Raw genomic sequence first — 21,370 nt, forward strand, 5'->3', positions numbered from 1 at the left:
TCTTAAAATTAACATTCCCATGTTACCCACTTTATTTAAAAATGTATCCATTCCGGTAAATATTAAAAGTGTCGGTATAGTTATGGGCCTGCTCATTGCAACCAATGTCGTCGTTGTTTCGGCTTCTAAGGGTCTAAGTCCTAGCACCCGCGACCGTGGCATTAACAGCAATGGCAATGGGTTTTACCTGTCAAAGCAGGCGGCATCAGTTATACCCGATATTGACTCATTTACCAAAAAAGTTAAAAAAATTGCCAGCCGCCTTAAAATACCACCCGAGTGGCTGATGGCAGTTATGTACTCCGAATCAAAATTTGACCCTGCCGTAGTCAATACGCAAGGAACGGGGGCAGTCGGATTAATTCAATTTACCCCCGAAAAAGCACGAATGTTAAACACCAGTACCGAGGCACTAAAAAAAATGACCGCCCTTGAACAGTTGGATTACGTTGAAGATTATTTTAAACTGATGAGCAAATCGTACGAACGTAAATATGAAACGCTAACCGATTTTTATTTGGCTGTACTTGAACCTGCTGCTATTGGTGAGGAAGCTTGTTACACGCTTTATGTAAAACCTGCTAAAGATTACACCCGAAACGAAATTTTAGATGAAAACAACGATGGCAAGGTAAGTTTACAAGATATTGAAAAACGAATGAAACGAATGTTTCCTACTGCTTTTGCACTTTCGGTCAACGATAATAAAACGGCATGGTGGCCTTTTTAGCAGCTGCTCAAGTAAATATTATTTTTGCAATAATTCAATTAAATTTACAACAGTACAACAAATTAATTGTTTTTTAGTAATATTTGTATTATTTTTGTCATAATATAGATTTTTTACTAACAGACCAACATATTTATAATTTTCTTTAAAAAAAAGTAGTATTTTTGTGCGTCTATTTATTACGCCCTACTTTTTATTATTTAAATTGTATTTGCAAAATAAATAGCATTTTGGGGTATTATCTATGGGAAGTGGCGATTGCATTGCACGCCACTTCTTTTTTTATTTTATTATGCTGGTATAATTTACCCAATACTTTACCCGTTGAGCCCCATTTTATTAAAAGCGATATTTACTTGAATTACTAATTACTGGTAAGTTATAATTTATCTGAGATTAATTATAAGTTGTTTAAAAATTAGTTGTTGAACTAGTTTGTAACTATGTACTTTTGAAGTTGTTGCAAGACTATGTCGTCAATAAATCGGTTTTACATTTTTTGCAGCCTGTTTTTATCTCAATTGTTTTTAGTATCAAGTGTTTAAAACTGCCACACCTTTTAAAGCTTATACGACTTCTATGTGTCTATGTGGTTAATTATATGGTTTAATTCTTAAACGACTTCTATTTCCGGATTAAAATTGTAGGTTTTTTAAGCTTATCCGGAAAAAATGAGTTGCCCTAAAATAAAATGTGCTACAAAAATGACTATTGATACCAACCGGCATACATAACATAGTTGTTTGCAATGCGTTCAATAAGTTCGGCAAACTGAGCTTCACTGATTTCTTTAATTTTTTTGGCCGGTACACCTGCATAAATACCCCCCGACTCGATTATTGAATTTTGCAAAACAATAGCCCCTGCCGCTATGATACTGTTCGATTTTACGTGTGCATTATCCATTACAATAGCACCCATACCAATTAATACGTTATCTTCAATGGTACAGCCATGCACTATAGCGCCATGCCCAATAGAAACGTTGTTGCCAATTTGGGTAGGCGCATACTGGTAAGTACAGTGTATGATAGCACCATCTTGAATATTAACTTTGTTGCCAATTTTAATAAAATGCACATCGCCACGAATAACCGCATTGAACCACACGCTACACTCGTCGCCCATGGTTACATCGCCAACCACAGTGGCATTTTCAGCTAAAAAACAATTGTCCCCAAACTGGGGGTGTTTGCCACATACAGGCTTAATAATAGGCATATTTACTAAGTTTATTGATTAAGGAACAAGCAATTAATAACTAATGATAAATTTGGCGCAATATTAAGCAATATCAATAAACAAGCCAACTATCAAACACTTTTACTATTTTTATAGACAAAACTTATTTCTCGGTGAACTTGTTTTAAGCACTATGATGTTATGCAAGTTTCTATACTGCTATATTATTATTTTTCAATATTAGCTTATTAATTTTATAATATGTTCGTTTTTTGCCCCGATTTTTTATTGTTACCCAACGGCCAATTAGCACCACAAAAAGCATTATGGACAACCGAGCTTGGCGAGGTTATTAAAATTACAGCTATAAATGAACTTGAGAGTATGGATAATGTTGGCAGCACCAATATTTTTATCCGGAAAATAAACGGCGTTTTAACACCCGGATTTATTAATGCCCATTGCCACCTTGAATTATCTCATTTAAAAGGGGTTATACCACCCGGAACAGGGCTACCCAATTTTTTGCTTCAAATAACCAAAAACAGACAAACCAACCCCGATGCTCAGATTACCGCAGCCCAAACCGCCAACCAATACATGCACGAGCGCGGTATTGTAGCCGTTGGTGATATTAGCAACGGCCCAGAAACCTTTTTACTTAAATCTAAAACGGCCATTGCCTACCATACTTTTATTGAATTGCTTACGCCTTTTGGCGCAAATTTAGAGCAACGTACAAAAGCAGCCATAAACCATGGAATTGACTTGTATCGTCAGGCACAAAATTTACATTTACCAGCATCGTTAGCACCCCACGCACCCTATACCATTACAGGCAACTTATTGACTGAGATTATTCAATTTAACGCTCAAAATAATCCGGATTTTGTAACTACTGTCCATAACCAAGAGTGCGCCGCCGAAAATGAACTTTATTTACAAGGCACAGGTTCTTTTTCCGATTTATATGCCAATTTAGGTACTGATATTTTGCAGTATTTTACCCCACCCAAAATTAGTTCGATTAGGTTTATGTTACAATACATTCCTAAAAACACTTCTGTTTTATGGGTGCATAACACCACCACCTCTGCCGCCGACATTAAGGCGGCCCACGCCCATACGAGCAATTCTTTTTGGTGTACCTGCCCTAACGCCAATTTATATATTGAAGGGTTGCTGCCAAATTACCCCAATTTTATAGCCCAAAATGCTGTTATTTGTGTTGGTACAGATAGTTTAGCCTCGAACTACGAGCTTTGTATTTTGAGCGAACTTAAAACAATAACCAAATATTATCCGGATATTCCTTTAGAGAGCTTGTTAATCTGGGCTACTGCCAATGGCGCAAAAGCGTTAAAACTGTCGCATCGTTATGGCAGTTTTGAGGTGGGTAAAACCCCCGGACTATGCCAAATATACCCAATTTGCCAACACCCCAACGGGCAGTTAGCTTTAACAGCTGCAAGCTCCGCCCAAAGTGTTGATTTAGTTTAAAACGAAACACGTCCTTTGTTATTTTGTCTCGATTGCCATAAATCAAAGCAAAAAGCGGCAAAAACCAAACCGTATTCAAGTGCAATAATACCCATGTTTTCGACTACACCATTTTGGCTGTAAGCATAATAACTTAGCATGGCAGTTGCACTCCATATTAAAGGCCAACGAATGCCGCCGCCGCTAAATGTGCAGGCCGACAATGCCACCATAGGCGTAATATACCAAGGATGAACAACGGGCTGTAAAAAATGATACCATGCTAAAATAGCCAACCAAACTCCGGATAAATGCCGCCAGCTTAATTTTTTCTCTAACCAGCATATAAAAAATATTCCGGCTATTGCCAATACAGCTAAGGCTTTTCCTAAAAAAGCAATTGTATTATAACCGTACCACCAAAAACCAATTTGCCTGAGCAGGTAATAAATACTGGCATTAAACTCAAACTTTTGGTAATACAAATTTGCGCTTTGTAATAAGTTTTTCCATAACGGCAAGGGGGCAAAAAGCAACATGGCCAATCCTACCAAAACCAACGATAAGCCAACTAAAATGATTGTTGTTTTTATTCCGAGTCTTTTTAGGAGTGCCGGAGCTAATACAAGTGGCAACAATTTTGCACCAATAGCAAGCGCAAAAAATCCGGATACTGCCATAACCTGCCGACCAAATAACTGTTTTGGATTAATGGCCGTCAAAAAATACAATATGCCTACAATTCCTAAAATCATAACTGCCTCAAAATGAATATTGCCTACTAACTCTATTATTACCAACGGGTTTAGTGCATACCATATCATGTTTTGAGCAGGCAACTGCAAACGCTGTAATAATTTAGGCATTAAATAGAGGGTAGCAACCTCAAAAACAAAAATTGATACTTTTAAAGCAATGCAACCTATATATATACTGCCTGTTTGTTTTACTAAAAAAGCGGCTGGCAAAAACAATAGCTGGCAAACAGGAGGGTAAATTGTAAAATAGTTTGGTGAGTTTAATTTGTCGAACAAATCGGGCGGCCATGCCGTTGGAATGATTACACCTTGTTGAGGCCAAATAATATTTACCCATGTTTGAGGGGTGTGCGCCAAAGGGCTTTCGTTTGACAGTGTTAAAAGGCCATCCCAAATAAAACGATAATAATCGTCGCTAAGGGCTGGGTTGGCAGGTATAATTAATAAACGCAGTAAAACACCACCCCAAAATATTGATTGCCAACTTATTGCATTAATTTTGTTCGGTATAAGAAGATAGTGAGAGGTGGTAAAATAACAAAAAAATAATCCGGAGTTTAAAACTATTAACTGCCCAAAATTGCTTCTGTGGGTATGGTACGCCAAAACATATAGGCAAATGCTATAAAAAAGCATGATGCCAATTAGGAAAAAATTACAATTTATCGCTGACTTTAGGTTCAAAATTGGATACTAAAGAAGTAAAACAACCAACAATTTATCGTTGCGTTAGGTAAAAAATAAAGAATTACCCCAAATTTACGCCACAAATTGCTTAGTAGGTTGCATATAGACCAAAATTGGTTTTTTGCATCTAAATTAAATTTCCTACCTTTGCCCTCAAATATTCATTCAATAATTACAAACCAATTTTAAAAAAAAACATAAGTATTACCATGTCAAATCATACTGATAAAGTAAAAAGCATCATCGTTCAACAATTAGGGGTCGATATTGATGCAGTAGTTGATGCCGCAAGCTTTGCTACCGATTTAGGTGCCGACTCGCTCGATACCGTTGAACTAATTATGGAATTTGAAAAAGAATTTCAAATTACAATTCCCGATGCCGATGCTGAAAAAATAACTACCGTAGGCGATGCCATTGCCTATATAAATGCCAATGCAGAAGCTGCTTAATTTTCTTGTCGTTTTTTAACTCAAACAATAGAAAGAATAAAAAACGAATCTTATCAATTATACAAAGCCAAACGCCTTGCCAATTTTTTTGACCTATAAATAATAGTTTTGTAGCGCGTTTGGCTTGTTTGTATTCTATTCAGATATATAAAAATAATTTACTATATTATTGTAATTCCCTACTATGATGCACCTTAAACGAGTTGTTGTTACAGGCTTGGGCGCTATTACCCCCATTGGTAATACTTTTGAGGAGTATTGGCAAGGTTTGAAAAATGGCGTAAGCGGTGCGGCTACTATTACTAAATTCGATGCCTCGAATTTTAGAACCAAATTTGCCTGCGAACTAAAAGGATTTAATGCCGAAAATTTTATTGACCGCAAAGAAATACGGCGCTTAGACCCCTTTGCCCACTACGCCTTAGCTTGCGCCGACCAGGCTATTGCCGATGCCAACCTTAATACAGATGGCAGTATTGATAAAAATCGTGTGGGCGTTATTTGGTGCTCGGGTATTGGTGGTATCTATACTTTTCAAGAACAGGTAGCCGACTATGCCCTGCGCGGCAAAGGAAACCCTCACTACAAATACAACCCGTTTTTTGTACCAAAAATGATTTTAGATATTGCCGCAGGGCATATCTCAATAAAACATGGATTTCGAGGCCCAAATTTTTCGGTCGTTTCGGCATGTGCCTCTAGTACAAATGGCCTTATTGATGCTTTTAACTATATTAGATTGGGCAAAGCAACTGCCTTTGTTGTTGGTGGATCAGAGGCCGCCGTTACCGAAGCCGGATTAGGCGGATTTAGCGGCATGAACGCCCTCTCAGAACGCAACGACGACCCAAGCACCGCTTCGCGCCCATTCGATGTAAACCGCGATGGCTTTGTATTGGGCGAAGGCGCCGGCGCATTAATTTTAGAAGAGTACGAACACGCATTATCGCGTGGGGCAACAATTTATGCCGAAATAAGAGGCGGAGGTATGAGTGCAGACGCTTACCACATGACCGCCCCACACCCCGAAGGTTTAGGTGCAAAATTGGTAATGCAAGCCGCCCTTGACGATGCCCAACTTGCTTTAACCGATATTGATTATATCAACGTCCACGGCACCTCAACACCCTTAGGAGATATAGCCGAAGCCAAAGCAATAATGGAATTGTTTGGCGAACATGCCTTTAAACTTAATATAAGTTCAACCAAATCCATGACCGGCCATTTATTGGGCGCCGCCGGTGCCATTGAGGCCGTAGCCTGTGTGTTAGCCACAAAATACGACCTTGTACCGCCCACTATTAATCATTTTGATGACGACCCCGCCTTCGATACACGCTTAAACCTTACTTTTAACAAAGCACAACAACGCAAAGTAGATATAGCACTTAGCAATACGTTTGGTTTTGGAGGCCATAATGCCTCGGTAATTTTTAGTAAATTGCGTTAAACTAATAGTGAAATATTAATGCTTTTTATTTCCCTCTGTGTTTGATTTAAAAACACGAAGAGTTGCGGGCATTGCATCAGATTACCCATATCGCAATTTAACAACTAATCCGGATAGCTATTTCCGGATTTTTTATTTTATTTCACGCTTAAAACATCAAATACTGCTGATGAATTTCTGCTTTAAATCAAAATTGTTGTAAATTTGTCCGCTAAGTATTATTTACTTTAAGTTACTGTTTTCCTATTTTTAAATAAAAGCGTCAATTATATGCGTACTTTATTACTTGTTTTTTGTTTTGTTTTATGTTTTTTAGGCTTGAACCAAGCAACTATTCAGGCTCAAATTATTGAAAAAGGCGATACCATTGAAGTGCAAACCTTTACATGGGATATGCCAAGCCCCCCCGGAAAAGGCTATAACACAAGCGCCTACAAAGGCTCGTTTGCCTTTCCGCCTGCCCAAGACTACGAGCGGGTAATTATGCAGCACCATATTAAATGCGACCCCAAAACCGAAGCCGATGACAATGATTGTGGAGAATGGGACTACCTTACTTGGACAAACCTTATTGACTCGACTGGCAAGTTTGACAGCACACGCCGCACACAAGTAAATTTTACCGTCAATAACGCAACCCCCGACTCGTTTGCGTACACCACAAAAACGCAATATACTAATATTTACGAGTGGCAAAACTATATTGCAACTGATAATAATACCGTAACCGCATCGGCCAAAATTGGCACAAACAGCCAAACAGATACTATGGCAATTGGCGATGTGCGCTTTCAAACCTTATGGCAGGCTTACGAACTTACAAACGCCGGACTTACCGCCGGGCAAATTTTAGAATTATTGCTTGAAACAGGCAATAAAACACTGCCAGTTACCCCCTTGGTTATACGCATTAAACAAACAACAGCCAGCGACTTAAACAGTAATCAATTAGAAGATGCCGCAGGCTTTACAGAAGTTTATAGACGAAATACCATGTTAATATCCGGATGGAACAAACTACAATTTACAACCCCATTTGACTGGGATGGCACCTCGAACTTAATTATTGAGTTTGCCTATCGCAACAACGATACCGACCCCTATACCCAATTTTATGGCGACCTAATGACCGATTTTAATAGTGCCGCCGTAGTTTTAGGCAAAGATGGTTGTATAGAGTTTGGCGGTGGCAGCGACAAATTGCTACTTCCGGATAATGCCTTAAACGATATTAAAGACGAAATTACCATAGCTTTTTGGGCCTACGGCGACCCTAAATCTCAACCCCAAGATGCCTCGATATTTGAGGGCATTAATAATAAAGGACAGCGTGTTTTAAATATACACGCTCCGTGGAGCAATGGCAATATTTATTGGGATGCCGGCAGCGACAACAACGGCGGCTACGACCGGATAGAAAAAAATGCCAGTACTCAAAACTACGAAGGACAATGGAACCATTGGGCTTTTGTAAAAAATACAGCTACCGGCAAAATGGAAATTTACCTTAATGGCACCTTGTGGCATAGCGGCACTAATAAAAAATTAACCATGGAGGGCATTACTAAGTTTCAAATGGGGGCAGCAATTACCTATAAAGGCCCTTATAATGGCCGAATTAACGAGTTTGCAATTTGGAACAAAGCCCTTGACCAAACAACTATTGCCAACTATATGTACCACAGCTTAGATGCAAACCATCCATTTGCAGCAAATTTACAAGTTTATTATCCTTTTAACGAAACCACAGGGCTTACAGCTACAGATGCTTCGGGTAATAAAAATGATGCTACTTTAATTGGATACCCACAATGGCGCAGTTTGCACCCTACGCAACTATATGCCAACGTGAATTTAACCAATTGGCGGCCTCAAATTCAATTGGGTATGGGCCAGTTTTTATCAGATGTAGGGCAAGATTTAGCTTATGCTGAGGGCTCAGAAGTGGACCCGGTTATGGTAACATTGTACGAAAATGAAACTACTAACGCCATTATTTTAGACAATGACCCCAAGCACCCCAATAAACCCACCCAAACCTTTTACGCATGGCCATCGGGCTACACGTATAATTACGATAATTTTGGAAACAAACTCGACTCGGTTGCCATTCCCGCCGAAGCTACCCTTGTACGCAAAGATGGCGTTTACTATAGCCCCGTTGTAACCTTTGAAATAGGCCGACAAATTACCCCCTATGGCATTCAACTCGATTTGGGCGATGGCTTTTTATGGGAAACCGATGTGACAGATTACGCACCATTGCTTAGAGACCAAGTCTATTTAACCGCCGGAAATGGACAGGAACTACTTGACCTAAAATTCATTTTCATTAAAGGTAAACCAGCTCGCAAAGTAGTAGGTATTAAAAATCTATATCAGGGAAGCTACGATTATGGCGCTATGATAGAAGACAAACAAATGCAGCCTGTTAATATCCCTTTGTCAGCTCAAGCTAAACAATTCCGGATAAAAACCCGTACATCGGGGCATGGTTTTGGCAATAACAACGAAAACTGCGCCGAATTTTGTAAAAAATCTCATTATATAGATATTAACGACTCGCAAAAATTTAAATGGGATGTATGGCGGCTTTGTGCCACCAACCCCATTTATCCGCAGGGCGGAACTTGGGTTTACGACCGCGGCGGCTGGTGCCCCGGCGATATTGTGCCCGATTATAACTGGGAGCTTACCCCCTTTGTAACTCCAGGAGAAACCGTAAAAATTGACTACCGCATACAAAAAGCAAGCTTAGCCCCTTTTGGAAATTATCATCAAACGGTGCAGCTAATAAGCTACGAACAAGCCAACCATGCCCTCGATGTGGCAATGGTAGATATAATTAAACCCAGCAATAAAGATTATTATAAGCGTAAAAATCCAACCTGCGGCAACCCACTAATTCGCATACGCAACAACGGCTCCGAAACACTTACTTCGGCACTCATCGAATATGGCGTTGAAAAAGATGACAACGGCTTTGCTGTTACTTTTCCGTGTTGGCATCGTTGGGAAGGCACCCTTAAACCCTACGAAGAAACTGACGTTGAACTGCCTTTGTTGAACTGGACAAATTTAAATCCGGATAAACCGGTATTTTGGGCTAAAGTATTCGAACCAAATTATGGTATTGACGAAGATACACTTAACAATAAAATTTATTCGCCCTTTAGTTTGCCACCGCGTTACGAAACTGGCATGTCGTTAAATTTTAAAACCAATAGTGCCGCCTCACAAAACTTTATTACTGTAACCAATGATAAAGCTGAAGTGGTGTACGAAAAAGCCAGCCTAACCAATAATAAAACCTATACCGAAAAACTTACCCTCGATAACGGTTGCTACGAATTATATGTAGCCGATAGCGGCGAAAATGGGCTTTCGTGGTGGGCTGCCTCAAGCGAGGGCAATGGATGGTTTAAACTTAAAGACCCTCAAGCGCAAGATTATGTTTATTTTAAACCCACACCCGGCTCGGCACCGCAGGCCGGCTTTGACCCCGATTTTGGTGCCGAAATAAGGCATTGGTTTACCATTGGTTATACAATGGGCGAAGAGTTTAATAATATCGAATGTAAAAATACTACCGGAATTAACAACGCAATTAGTCAGCAAGGTGGATTGATGCTTAACTTAAATCCTAACCCCACACAAGGCCTTAGCGTAGCTACCATTACCCAAACCACCCCACAAGAAGGCACAATACAAGTTTTTGATGTACAAGGCCGTGTTTTACACCAAAATAACCTGCCCGCACAAACAATATTTGTTCAACCTTTGCAGTTGCCTAATGTTGCCGGCATGTACTATGTACAAATTACCACACAAACCCAAACCCTGCGCCAAACGATTATAGTAAATAGGTAAGACCTTCTTTTGACCAGCATTGAAAAATTGACACCTAAAGATACAAATATATTAGAGGATGTAATTGTTTTATCAGCTATGAACTCTAATATATTTGATCTCTTTTTTGATGTATTATCTTCTTTTAATATCCGGATATTGTAAAAGAAAATTCATAAATAATATTTAATACATTTATGCGGCAGTTTTGGCTGAGTCCACCGCAATGGCTTCGAAACTATGTTTTGCCTAAAGCCATTTTTACGGGCAAGGTACCGTCAAACAGTGTAAAGCCACCACTGTATTTAACTTTTGACGATGGCCCTAATCCAAACGTAACGCCACAGATATTAAGTATTTTAGCGCAATACCAAGCTAAAGCCACTTTTTTTTGTATAGGCCGGCAAGTCGAGCAATTTCAAGATGTTTTTAATGAGGTAGTTAAAAATGACCACGCGGTAGGCAATCATAGCTACCAGCACCAGCAGTGGCTGTGGTTAAACCCTAAGGCGTATTTAGCCGATATTGCACGATGTAACAATATTTTTACTACCAATTTGCATCGCCCACCTTTTGGGCGCATTACCCCACAAATAATAAGTTGGCTCGCAAAAAAAGGTAATCCGCACAAAAAACAGTTTTATGGCATGTAATGCCCGGCGATTTTTTACCCAACCAGCACCCTCAAACACTTTTTAACAGATTAATACCATATATAAAACCGGGCGCTATTATTACCCTTCACGATAATGCCCAAAGCCAACAACAAGTATTGCCACTGCTAAAACTAATATTAAATAATTACGCTGATGATTATTTGTTCGAGGCCTTATATTGAGTTCTATCTGTTTGACTCTATACCTTTATTGTATGCTTGAATAAAAGAAGTAAATTTTGCCTATTATTCATTTATCCGGAAAAATAAATACTATCCGGAAAAATCAAAAAATTTTTAATCTCACACAATAAATAAAAAACAATCGCGTTAAATAAGGTGAAAACACATAAAGTAAGGTTCAATTAATGCTTATGATGGTGTTAAACGCAAAAATGTCGGGTAGGCAACTAAACGAAATTTTATCAAGATAGTAAAACTTGTTAGAGAAAGGCTTATATTTGCCGGCTTAAACTAAATTATACAAAATTACCTGTTAAAATTACTTGTTTTAGGCTTTTATCCGGAGATTTTGACCGTTTTTAACTTTAAGTTCTAATTACAAAGAAAAAAAAGAATTGTATTGCCATTAAAATTATTGGCATTTTTTCATAAATAAATTAAACACCAAAATTAAATACCTAATTAGGGATGAAACACGTTTTGAAAAGTACTTTTCTGCTAATGCTTATGTTAAGTTTGGCAGTTTCATACACATCGTGCAGCAAAAAAGGTGGCGGCGGAAGCAAGCAAACCTCATCTGCTACCGGGTGGAATTACAACGACCCCAAATGGGGCGGCTTTGAAGTAGCCGAGAAAAAAGAACAAAAAAACGGTCCGGGTTTAATACTCGTACCGGGCGGTACTTTTGTGATGGGTAATACCGAGCAAGACCTTATGTTTGAGTACCACAGTATTCCACGCAGGGTTACCGTATCTTCTTTTTATATGGACGAAACTGAAGTTGCCAATGTTCACTACCGCGAGTACATTTTTTGGCTAAACAAAACCTTTGGAGCATCGTTTCCTGAAATGGTTGAAAAAGCCAAACCCGACACCCTTTGCTGGTTAGACGAACTTACCTACAACGAACCCTACGTTGAATATTATTTTCAGCACCCCGCGTATAATGACTACCCCGTGGTGGGTGTTACCTGGCTTCAAGCCCGCGAGTACTGTAAATGGCGCTCAGACAGGGTAAACGAATCGGAGTTGATTAAAGAGGGCATTATTGATTTTAGCCCCGAACAATCAGGTGCCGACCACTTTAATACCGAAGCCTACTTGTTAGGCCAATACGAACCCATTGAAAAGAAAGGAATGAAAAACCTAAGCCCTAACGCCGAAAGCGAAACCCGCCGGGTGCGTTTTGACGATGGTATTTTATTGCCCGACTACCGCCTGCCAACCGAAGCTGAATGGGAATATGCAGCCTTAGCCCAAATTGCCGAAGGCAAAGACGAAGAGCGTTATACCGACCGCAAAATGTATCCATGGGTAGGTAGCGGTGTGCGCTATGGCAAACATGGCAAATGGCACGGCGACATGATGGCTAACTTTAAACGCGGCGAAGGTGACTACATGGGTATTGCCGGCGCGTTAAACGATAATGCCGAAATTACTGCACCTGTTATTAGCTATGTACCAAACGATTTTGGCCTTTATAATATGGCAGGTAATGTTAGCGAATGGTGTTTAGACGTTTATCGTCCAATGACAAGCCAAGATGCCGGAGACTTTAACCCCTTCCGTGGTAATATCTTCACAGTTAAAGAAAAAGACGAAGAAGGTAAAGTTGCTCCTAAAGATAGTTTAGGTCGTATTAAATACCGCGAACTTACCGATGACGAATTGGGCAAACGCGACAATATTCGCAAGGCTAATGCTATTAATTACCGCGATGGCGACAATGAATCAACTGCCTTATATGATACTGCAAGTACTTTAATTACCGATAAATCGCGCGTGTACAAAGGCGGCTCGTGGAAAGACCCCGCTTACTTTATGACACCCGGAACCCGCCGTTATATGGATGAAGATAAAAGCGGTGCTCACCTTGGTTTCCGCTGCGCTATGATTAGAGTGGGTAGCCCTGATGGTAAAAAAATTAAAGCACCAAAAGTTAAAAAAGCTAAATTATAAGCATAGCTTGTAATTGAAAACTTGTTTTTTTGTTTAATTAATTATAGCCCTGTAAGCGTTCTTAATGTTTGCAGGGCTTTTTATTTGAAAATATTCTAATTAGAAACTAATCCAACTATCTACAAATAAACTAATACCAAATTTCTAAAACAATTTCAGCAAACATATATGAACCGCCTTGCCAACCAAACGAGTCCCTACTTATTGCAACATGCCCATAACCCTGTCAATTGGTATGCGTGGGGCGACGAAGCATTAGAAGTGGCGCAACAAACTAACAAACCATTGCTGATAAGTATTGGCTACGCTGCCTGCCATTGGTGCCACGTAATGGAGCGCGAGTGCTTTGAAAATGAACAAATTGCAGCCATTATGAACGAATATTTTGTTTGTATAAAAATTGACCGCGAAGAACGCCCCGACCTCGACCAAATATATATGGATGCTGTGCAAGCAATAACTGGCTCCGGAGGCTGGCCACTTAACTGCTTTGCTACGCCGCAAGGCCTGCCCTTTTATGGCGGAACTTATTTCCCTCCTACTCCCCGCTGGGGCAAGCCCGACTGGCCAAGTGTGCTGCTTCACATGCACAACGCCTGGCAAAACCAAAACGAAGTAGTTTTGCAACAAGCCAACCAAATTGCCGCACATATTACTACCGATACCGCTTTAAAAATTAATAGCAATGAGGCCAATAATTTACCATCATCAGCCCATTATGAATACAATAACGAAGTAAAAAATGCCCAAACCAACCAAAAAATAGCTGCAAATATTGCGCGTCAATTCGATACCCAAGCAGGCGGTTTTGGTTCGGCGCCTAAGTTCCCAAGCACCATGGCTATTAATTGGTTGCAACTTTATTATATGACTACACTAAGAGAGTCACTTTTGCAACATGCAAGCTTTTCGTTGCAAGCTATGAGCAGTGGCGGCATTTGCGACCATTTAGGAGGTGGTTTTGCCCGCTATGCCGTTGATAAATATTGGATTGTACCGCACTTCGAAAAAATGCTGTACGACAATGCACTATTAATAAATGTACTAATTCAAGACTATTTAATTACAAAAAATGAATTAATGCTACAAGTTGCCGAACAAACCTTTTCTTTTATGCAGCGCGATTTGGGCGGCACTGAAAATGCAGCATTTTTTGCATCGATTGATGCCGACTCAGAAGGGCAGGAGGGCAAATTTTATGTTTGGCAAAAAAATGAAATTGAAGCTATTTTAGGTCAAGACAAGGCTCAAATTTATTGCCAATGTTATAATATTACTAAACAAGGCAACTGGGAGGGTACAAATATTTTACACCTTACCCAATCATGGGAACAATTAGCAAAACAAACACAAACAACGCAAACGCATTTGCAAACGTTAATTAAACAATGTAACCAACAATTATGGTTACACCGAGCGCAAAGAGCGCATCCGGCATTAGACGATAAAATAATATTAGCATGGAATGCTTTAGCCATATCGGCAACTGCTGCCTTGGCGGCTGCCACCAATAACAACTACTACCATAAACAGTTGCAGCGGCAAATCGCCTTTGTATTGCAGGTTTTTAAAAAACAGCCGATTAACCAATGGCAGTTATATCATGTTTATACCAAAGGACAAGCAGCATATTGCGCTTTTTTAGACGACTACGCCTTGCTAATTGCCGCCTTAATAGATGCCTACCAGGTATTATTTGATATTGAATTACTTGAAAATGCTAAAGCACTAACCGAACATGTTTTGCAAAATTTTGCCGACCAAAATACAGGTAGTCCCCTGCTTTTTTATACTCCAATATACCAAACCGATGCTGTATTGCGCAAAAAAGAAATATATGATGGCGCAACACCCTCGGGAAACAGCACCATGGCACTCAATTTACTCCGGATGAGTTTTTTTACCGGAAACATCAGTTGGCGCCAACAATCGTTGCAAATGGTGCAAGCAGTAGAGGCGGCGATTATAGAACATCCTGCCAGTTTTGGGCAATGGGCAACAGTTTTATTGCAACACACAACCACAATCTTTGAAATTGTAGTCTCGGGCCCCAACGCATTAACGCTTGCAGCCGAAATAAATACTTTATATTTACCTAATAAAATAATGATGGTAAACAATAGTCAATACAAAGATGAAGAAACAAGAATTAACAACTCACCTGAAAGCAAGCTAAAAAAATCCGGAAAAATAACAGAAACCCAAAATTGGCCTTTATTAGATGGCAGGTATCATCCGGAAGAAACACATATTTATGTTTGCCATAATTATGCTTGTCAAATGCCAGTAGCCGACATTTATGCGTTTAAAAAACAAATTAATTATTCTTTATAGCCCATGTACAGTTTGCAGCACTTATATTTGACGTTATTTTTGAAACCAAAGAATTCCCATTTTGAACAAACGAAAAAGTTGCAAACCATTACTTTTTTAAAATTTTTAAAATTTTTGTAAAAAAGCACAATAAACAAATACTATCATCGTTTAAACAGTGTTAAACATGCAACTACACATTCGTTTCTTGTTTTTCAAGTGCCTACTGGTACTTTATTTGTTCTTTGCAAATTTGATAATAAAGGCGCAACAAGTGCCACAATACTCGCAAATGGCTTTACGCCCGGCATTGTTTAACCCAGCAGCCGTAAGTAATGCCCATGCAATAAGTTTAGAGGGTTTGTTGAGAGGACAATGGACAGGTATTTCGGGTTGGCCGTTCTCGCAAACTGTTATGGCCAATATGCCCTTGCCCGGAATTAGCAGCTACGGTGGTTTACTGCTTAGCAATGATAACGCAGGGGCTTTGCGCAGCACTAATTTTCAGCTGCGCTACGCTTATGCAAAAAAACTTCAGAATAAGCAACGGTTGGCTTTTGGTATTGCTGGTGGTATTATGCAGGTTGGCTTAAATGGAGACGAACTTATTACACCCGATGGAAACTATTCTGGAAGTATAGACCATATTGACCCCATTTTACCCGCCATTACTACTAACGCAGTTGCTTTTGAAGTAGGTGCTGGTGTATATTGGAATAACCAAAAATGGTATGCAGGTTTGACTACAGAAAGGGCAATAGCTACTAAAACAAGATTCAATTTTGAAAACGGTAACTTATTGCTTAAAAATCAACTTCACACTACCTTTAATGTAGGCACAGAGTTTTGGCTTACCAATATAATAACCTTACATCCTAACGCAGTAGTGAAAACCAATTTTAAAGTATTACAAACCGAGGCTTTGTTGATAGCTGCATTTTCAGAAATCTATCAGATAGGAATAGGATTTCGAGGCTATAACCCCAACAGTATTGATGCTTTTTTATTATACGGAGGTATTTTGTTAAATAAAAAATTATCTGTTGGTTATACATACGACATTACCTTGTCGGGGTTGCGCAATACTTCTTCAGGCTCGCACGAGTTGGGTATTAAATACCAAAAACCTTTATTATTTAAATCGGCCAAGGGCAAAACTTTATATAATCCACGGTTTTTATAAACGAAATAGCATAAAAAATAATTTATTAAGATAGAAAAAGACGTGTAGGGAATAAAAATTAATAAAATCCGGATAGTTTTTTTGAAAAAGTATAATTCAAGATATTAAAAACCGTATCTTTACACGTTTTTTTAGAAAAAAATCAAAATATAAACAAATACAATTTTAAAACATAATTTCACATGAAAAAAGAACTCATTTTTTGTGTAGTCTTTATGCTGGCTTTAATAGGTACAGCGGGATGCGGCAAAAGTTCTTCAACTGGTAAAGGCAACGGCCAACTTACCGGTGTTTCTGAACGCCCTAAGTGGGATCATATCAATCCTTTTGGTATGGTATATATTCATTCGGGTACATTCCATTCAGGCCCCAGTGACCAAGACATTAACAACGCGCTTATTCAGCGCAGCCAGTCCAAGTCTATACAAGGATTTTATATGGACGAAACTGAAATTACCAATAACGAGTACAGACAGTTTGTTTATTACGTTCGCGACTCAATTGCACACAAAAAACTTGGCCACGTTAAACCTACTGAAGATGGTAGCGGCGAAATTATTGACTGGAGCTACGAGCTTGATTGGTCGCCTACTGCTATAAGCGGTGGTGGCGGCGGCGGTGGTGCTGAAGGTGCTGCCCCTGCTGAAGGTGGTGATGGCGGTGGTGAAGGCGCAACTGCCAGTGGTGGTAGCCTTGCCGATATGTTTTACCAAGGCGACGATGAGTTTTGGGGCAAAAAAGAGTTAGATGTGCGCCAGCTTATTTACGAACGTGAATGGTACGACTGGAAATCGGCTGCTCAAAAAGTAAACCGCGACAATAACGCACGTGGCTCGTACATCAAAAGTGAAAAAGTAAGTATTTATCCGGATACCTTAGTATGGGTGCATGATTTCTCGTACTCATACAACGAACCAATGACACGGAACTATTTTTGGCATCCAGCCTTCGATGATTATCCCGTAGTAGGCGTGAATTGGAACCAGGCAAACGCATTTTGTGCATGGCGTTCAAAACTATGGAATGACTACAAAATGGAAAACAAAGAAACAATGGGTGAAGAATTTCGTTTGCCCTTTGAAGATGAATGGGAATATGCCGCTCGTGGTGGCTTAGAAAATGCACCATATCCATGGGGAGGTCCATATCTGCGCAATAGCCAAGGTTGCTTGTTAGCCAACTTTAAACCTGGACGCGGTAATTACCCCGAGGATGGTGGTTTTTACACCGTGCGCGCCGACTCTTACCACCCCAACGGCTTTGGCTTGTACAATATGGCAGGTAACGTAGCTGAGTGGACTTCGACCGCTTTTTACGAAAATGCCAACTCATTTTCACATGACATGAACTCAGATATTCGCTACGATGTTAAAATCATTTCATCCGGATGCTATAAGCAAAAAGAGGTAAAAAAAAAAGACCTTATAAGGTTGCACAAATCAACTCCTTATGAGGTCTTTTTTTAAAATTTAGCTCCAAACGTAGTCTTTAGAAAATATTTTTTTACAAAATTTACATAAATAGCGCGCTAAACACAAATAGTTACTTGTCCAACCATTTATTATGCGTAACTTTAGCCGCTAATTTAAAAAACAAACAAAATTAATTAATAGTTAATCACTTTCAAACCATCCAACAGCTATGTCCATTTTACATTCCAATTGGTTTAAGTATTTTAAAAACCTTTTTATTGGTGTAGGCGCGGGTTTCATTATCATTGGTGCACTATTTAAAATTATGCACTGGAAGAATGCAAATGAAATATTGATTTACGCGATGTTATTCGAGGCTTCGATTTTCTTTCTTCAAGCCATCATTCCTCCTCACAAAGATTACTACTGGGAAAAATTATACCCAGGTCTAGACAATGTAAATGCCAAAGTTAGCCCCTTAATTGATAGCGGCACTACCGGCAATAACACCATGAAATTAGACAAAGCCCTTGACCAGGCTGGCGTAAACGACAATTTAATCAAACGTCTTGGCACTCATTTAACATCGCTTACCGATAATTTAGGCCAATTAGGCGAGGTTACTGGCACTGCTGGTGTAACTGCCGATTTTACTAAAAATGCTAAAGCTGCTTCTGATGCGTTGTCAAAAGTTTCAGCCTCGTACACAAGTGCTGCTAACGTTGCCAACGACTTGGCCGTGGCCGCTGAAGACACTAAAAAATACCAAACACAAGTACAATTAGTATCGAAAAACTTAGCTGCCTTAAATGCTGTTTACGAATTAGAGTTGCAAGACACTAATAACCACCTAAAAGCAATGAACAAGTTTTACAATAACCTTACTTCGGCTATTGAAAACTTAAACGAGTCAGTTGACGATACCAAAAAATACCGTGAAAACTTAACCGTATTGAACCGCAATTTAGGTGCTTTAAACAATGTGTACGGAAACATGCTTACCGCTATGGCGATGGGCGCAAATGCTGCTAACACACCCGCAAAATAATTAACCTGATAATAAATGAAAGGTTATTATTTTATCCGGACTAATAGTGTGTGTGCGGATTCCTTAATCAACATTTATTCTTAACCTTAAACTTTAAAAAGGAGGAATTATCCATGTCAATCCCAAAGGAACCTAGGCAGCAGATGATTAACATTATGTATTTGGTGTTAATTGCCATGTTGGCCATGAACGTTTCTGCTGAAATTTTAAATGCCTTTAAAATTGTAGATAGAGGCATTAATAACTCAAATACAGCGATAGATGGTAAAACTGCCATTACCATGGAATCGTTTAAAAAGCAAATTGAAAAAAATAAAAATGGCATACCCTACTATGATGTAGCCCAAAAAGTTGCTCCGATTACAGATGAGTTTGTAACATATATTGACAACTTACGAAACGACCTTATACAAGCAAGTGGTGTTGATGCCGAAACCGGAGATAAAGACTACGGTGGGTTGGCTAAATTAGATGACCAGGACGGCCCAACCCGTATTTTGGTAGAAGGTGAAGGCGGTCAACCGGGCAAAGCCTATGAATTAGAACAAAAAATTGATGGCGCACGCCAAAAATATATTGACTTAGTAAAAGAACTACTTAGTAACCCTGCTGCTGATGCTAAAGCTGTAGAAGCCGATGTTAAATTCTTAGAAGACAATATACCGCTTGTAACCCCCGACCCTCCAGCAGGCTCGGAGAAAAAAGACTGGGCTACTTATAATTTTAACCAAGTACCAGTTCTACCCGCTTTAACACTTATTAATCAATTTAAAAATAACGCCATATCGTCTGAAGCAATGGTTATTGACCGCTTGTTTAGCCACGTTGGCGAAAAAATTGAAATTTTTGATGTGTTAAAGGCTGCCGTTGTGCCTAAAACAGGCACCTCACTATTGCAGGGTGAAACTTTTGAGGCCGATATATACGTAGCTGCTACCAGTTCGAAGGCCAACCCAAGTATTGTTGCTAATGGTCGTGCCTTGCCCGTTGTAGATGGTATTGCAACCTATAAAGCACCAGCCACAGATATTGGTAAAAAAAGCTTACAGGGTAGTATTTCGGTAAAAGATGGTTATGGTAATGTTAAAAATATACCATATAACCTTGATTATCAAGTGTTTAGCCGCCCCGACCACGTTGCCGTTGTATCTGCCGATGCCATGAATGTATTTTATATTGGTGTAGATAACCCCGTTTCGGCTTCTATGACCGGTATTCGTGAAGATGACACTAATGTTTCTATGACAGGTGGCACAATTAATAAAGCATCTGGAAAAGGTGCCTATACCGTACGTGTAACAAACCCAGGTGATGCAAGCGTAAGCGTAAGCGCAAAAGCTAAAGATGGCTCTCCGGTTACAGGCACTAAAAAATTCAGGGTAAAACGTATCCCCGACCCCACACCTAAAGTAGGTGCCAAAGCGGGTGGTGCTATGGGTACCGGCGAATGGAAAGCTCAGCCTGGTGTGCGTGCAGACCTTGCCGACTTTGTATTTGATGCCAAATTTAGTGTATTAGGTTTTGAAATGACACTTTCAGAACGTGGACAAGACCTACAAACTTGTTCAAACGGAGGTGCGGCATTTTCGGGTAACTGTGCTACTTTAGTTGGTCGTGCCAAAGTAGGTAGTATTTATTACATAGATAATATTAAGGCTAAAGGCCCTGATGGGGTAACCCGTACTCTGCCAACTATTGCTTTTAAAATCATTTAATTTTTAATCTTATTTTAATTGTTGTACTGATTTAATTTGATGTTTTTTATGCGTATAATTTCTTCAGATGCAACAACTAACTAAGAACGCTCAGCACGGTATTGTTCAAACAAAAAATATGTTTCCAATGCCGTGCTGTTTTTTATCTAATAAGATAAACTTCAAGCAAACTTACTATCAACCTAACCACATTTGTAATTAGTAGATTTAGCAAAAAAAAATATTTTTCAAAGAAAATGGTTCTTTTATACAATAAATTATTGACAAAGACCGTTTTTTAGGATAATGCCAAACAATTATAAAGTTTAGCCCCAG

15 protein-coding genes are annotated in these 21,370 nt (G+C 39.3%); 13 read left to right on the top strand and 2 right to left on the bottom strand.

Going from position 1 to position 21,370, the window contains the following annotated elements; all coding sequences use genetic code 11:
• Window positions 1-19 precede the first annotated feature (19 nt).
• Window positions 20-730, top strand: a complete 711-nt coding sequence (locus IPI59_07905) for a transglycosylase SLT domain-containing protein (protein ID MBK7527458.1) — start codon at window positions 20-22, stop codon at window positions 728-730.
• Between the two features lie 708 nt (window positions 731-1,438).
• Here the strand turns inward: IPI59_07905 and IPI59_07910 are convergent.
• Complete coding sequence (locus IPI59_07910; protein MBK7527459.1) at window positions 1,439-1,951, bottom strand: gamma carbonic anhydrase family protein; 513 nt, start codon at window positions 1,949-1,951, stop codon at window positions 1,439-1,441.
• Between the two features lie 222 nt (window positions 1,952-2,173).
• Between IPI59_07910 and IPI59_07915 the strand changes: the two genes are divergently transcribed.
• A complete protein-coding gene (locus IPI59_07915) occupies window positions 2,174-3,412 on the top strand; it encodes an amidohydrolase family protein (protein ID MBK7527460.1) in 1,239 nt (412 codons plus the stop codon).
• Here IPI59_07915 and IPI59_07920 read toward each other — a convergent pair.
• Complete coding sequence (locus IPI59_07920) at window positions 3,409-4,755, bottom strand: hypothetical protein (GenBank protein MBK7527461.1); 1,347 nt, start codon at window positions 4,753-4,755, stop codon at window positions 3,409-3,411. The two genes, IPI59_07915 and IPI59_07920, sit on opposite strands and share 4 nt — an antisense overlap.
• Before the next feature lie 290 nt (window positions 4,756-5,045).
• Between IPI59_07920 and IPI59_07925 the strand changes: the two genes are divergently transcribed.
• The 11 genes from IPI59_07925 (at window position 5,046) to gldM (ending at window position 21,055) form a co-directional block, all read left to right on the top strand.
• Complete coding sequence (locus tag IPI59_07925) at window positions 5,046-5,288, top strand: acyl carrier protein (GenBank protein MBK7527462.1); 243 nt, start codon at window positions 5,046-5,048, stop codon at window positions 5,286-5,288.
• Window positions 5,289-5,475: 187 nt separating this feature from the next.
• On the top strand, window positions 5,476-6,738 hold the full coding sequence (gene fabF / locus IPI59_07930; protein ID MBK7527463.1) for a beta-ketoacyl-ACP synthase II: 1,263 nt from the start codon (window positions 5,476-5,478) through the stop codon (window positions 6,736-6,738).
• 270 nt (window positions 6,739-7,008) lie between these two features.
• Entirely contained in the window at window positions 7,009-10,608 is a 3,600-nt protein-coding gene (locus IPI59_07935) for a T9SS type A sorting domain-containing protein (protein MBK7527464.1), read from the top strand.
• Between the two features lie 176 nt (window positions 10,609-10,784).
• On the top strand, window positions 10,785-11,240 hold the full coding sequence (locus IPI59_07940; GenBank protein ID MBK7527465.1) for a polysaccharide deacetylase family protein: 456 nt from the start codon (window positions 10,785-10,787) through the stop codon (window positions 11,238-11,240).
• Entirely contained in the window at window positions 11,240-11,425 is a 186-nt protein-coding gene (locus IPI59_07945; GenBank protein ID MBK7527466.1) for a hypothetical protein, read from the top strand. The genes IPI59_07940 and IPI59_07945 overlap by 1 nt, the downstream gene beginning before the upstream one ends.
• 468 nt (window positions 11,426-11,893) lie before the next feature.
• On the top strand, window positions 11,894-13,384 hold the full coding sequence (locus IPI59_07950; GenBank protein MBK7527467.1) for an SUMF1/EgtB/PvdO family nonheme iron enzyme: 1,491 nt from the start codon (window positions 11,894-11,896) through the stop codon (window positions 13,382-13,384).
• A gap of 168 nt (window positions 13,385-13,552) precedes the next feature.
• On the top strand, window positions 13,553-15,718 hold the full coding sequence (locus IPI59_07955; GenBank protein MBK7527468.1) for a thioredoxin domain-containing protein: 2,166 nt from the start codon (window positions 13,553-13,555) through the stop codon (window positions 15,716-15,718).
• Between the two features lie 217 nt (window positions 15,719-15,935).
• The gene (locus tag IPI59_07960) at window positions 15,936-16,880 is read left to right on the top strand and encodes a type IX secretion system membrane protein PorP/SprF (GenBank protein ID MBK7527469.1); all 945 of its coding nucleotides are present in this window, start codon (window positions 15,936-15,938) and stop codon (window positions 16,878-16,880) included.
• Between the two features lie 332 nt (window positions 16,881-17,212).
• Window positions 17,213-18,346 (top strand): SUMF1/EgtB/PvdO family nonheme iron enzyme, encoded by a 1,134-nt coding sequence (locus IPI59_07965; GenBank protein ID MBK7527470.1) that lies wholly within the window; start codon window positions 17,213-17,215, stop codon window positions 18,344-18,346.
• Window positions 18,347-18,521: 175 nt separating this feature from the next.
• The gene (gene gldL, locus IPI59_07970; protein ID MBK7527471.1) at window positions 18,522-19,340 is read left to right on the top strand and encodes a gliding motility protein GldL; all 819 of its coding nucleotides are present in this window, start codon (window positions 18,522-18,524) and stop codon (window positions 19,338-19,340) included.
• 143 nt (window positions 19,341-19,483) lie between these two features.
• Window positions 19,484-21,055 (top strand): gliding motility protein GldM, encoded by a 1,572-nt coding sequence (gene gldM / locus IPI59_07975; protein MBK7527472.1) that lies wholly within the window; start codon window positions 19,484-19,486, stop codon window positions 21,053-21,055.
• Window positions 21,056-21,370 lie beyond the last annotated feature (315 nt).

This window comes from Sphingobacteriales bacterium, from assembly GCA_016706405.1.
GTDB lineage: Bacteria > Bacteroidota > Bacteroidia > Chitinophagales > UBA2359 > BJ6.

Bases quoted from the DNA above. Each gene is read 5' to 3' on its own strand.
- IPI59_07940 (MBK7527465.1), top strand. From the start codon at position 10,785: ATGCGGCAGTTTTGGCTGAGTCCACCGCAATGGCTTCGAAACTATGTT.
- IPI59_07915 (MBK7527460.1), top strand. From the start codon at position 2,174: ATGTTCGTTTTTTGCCCCGATTTTTTATTGTTACCCAACGGCCAATTA.
- IPI59_07925 (MBK7527462.1), top strand. From the start codon at position 5,046: ATGTCAAATCATACTGATAAAGTAAAAAGCATCATCGTTCAACAATTA.
- IPI59_07905 (MBK7527458.1), top strand. From the start codon at position 20: ATGTTACCCACTTTATTTAAAAATGTATCCATTCCGGTAAATATTAAA.
- gldM (MBK7527472.1), top strand. From the start codon at position 19,484: ATGATTAACATTATGTATTTGGTGTTAATTGCCATGTTGGCCATGAAC.
- IPI59_07950 (MBK7527467.1), top strand. From the start codon at position 11,894: ATGAAACACGTTTTGAAAAGTACTTTTCTGCTAATGCTTATGTTAAGT.
- IPI59_07935 (MBK7527464.1), top strand. From the start codon at position 7,009: ATGCGTACTTTATTACTTGTTTTTTGTTTTGTTTTATGTTTTTTAGGC.
- fabF (MBK7527463.1), top strand. From the start codon at position 5,476: ATGCACCTTAAACGAGTTGTTGTTACAGGCTTGGGCGCTATTACCCCC.
- IPI59_07955 (MBK7527468.1), top strand. From the start codon at position 13,553: ATGAACCGCCTTGCCAACCAAACGAGTCCCTACTTATTGCAACATGCC.
- IPI59_07910 (MBK7527459.1), bottom strand. From the start codon at position 1,951: ATGCCTATTATTAAGCCTGTATGTGGCAAACACCCCCAGTTTGGGGAC.
- IPI59_07945 (MBK7527466.1), top strand. From the start codon at position 11,240: ATGCCCGGCGATTTTTTACCCAACCAGCACCCTCAAACACTTTTTAAC.
- gldL (MBK7527471.1), top strand. From the start codon at position 18,522: ATGTCCATTTTACATTCCAATTGGTTTAAGTATTTTAAAAACCTTTTT.
- IPI59_07965 (MBK7527470.1), top strand. From the start codon at position 17,213: ATGGTATATATTCATTCGGGTACATTCCATTCAGGCCCCAGTGACCAA.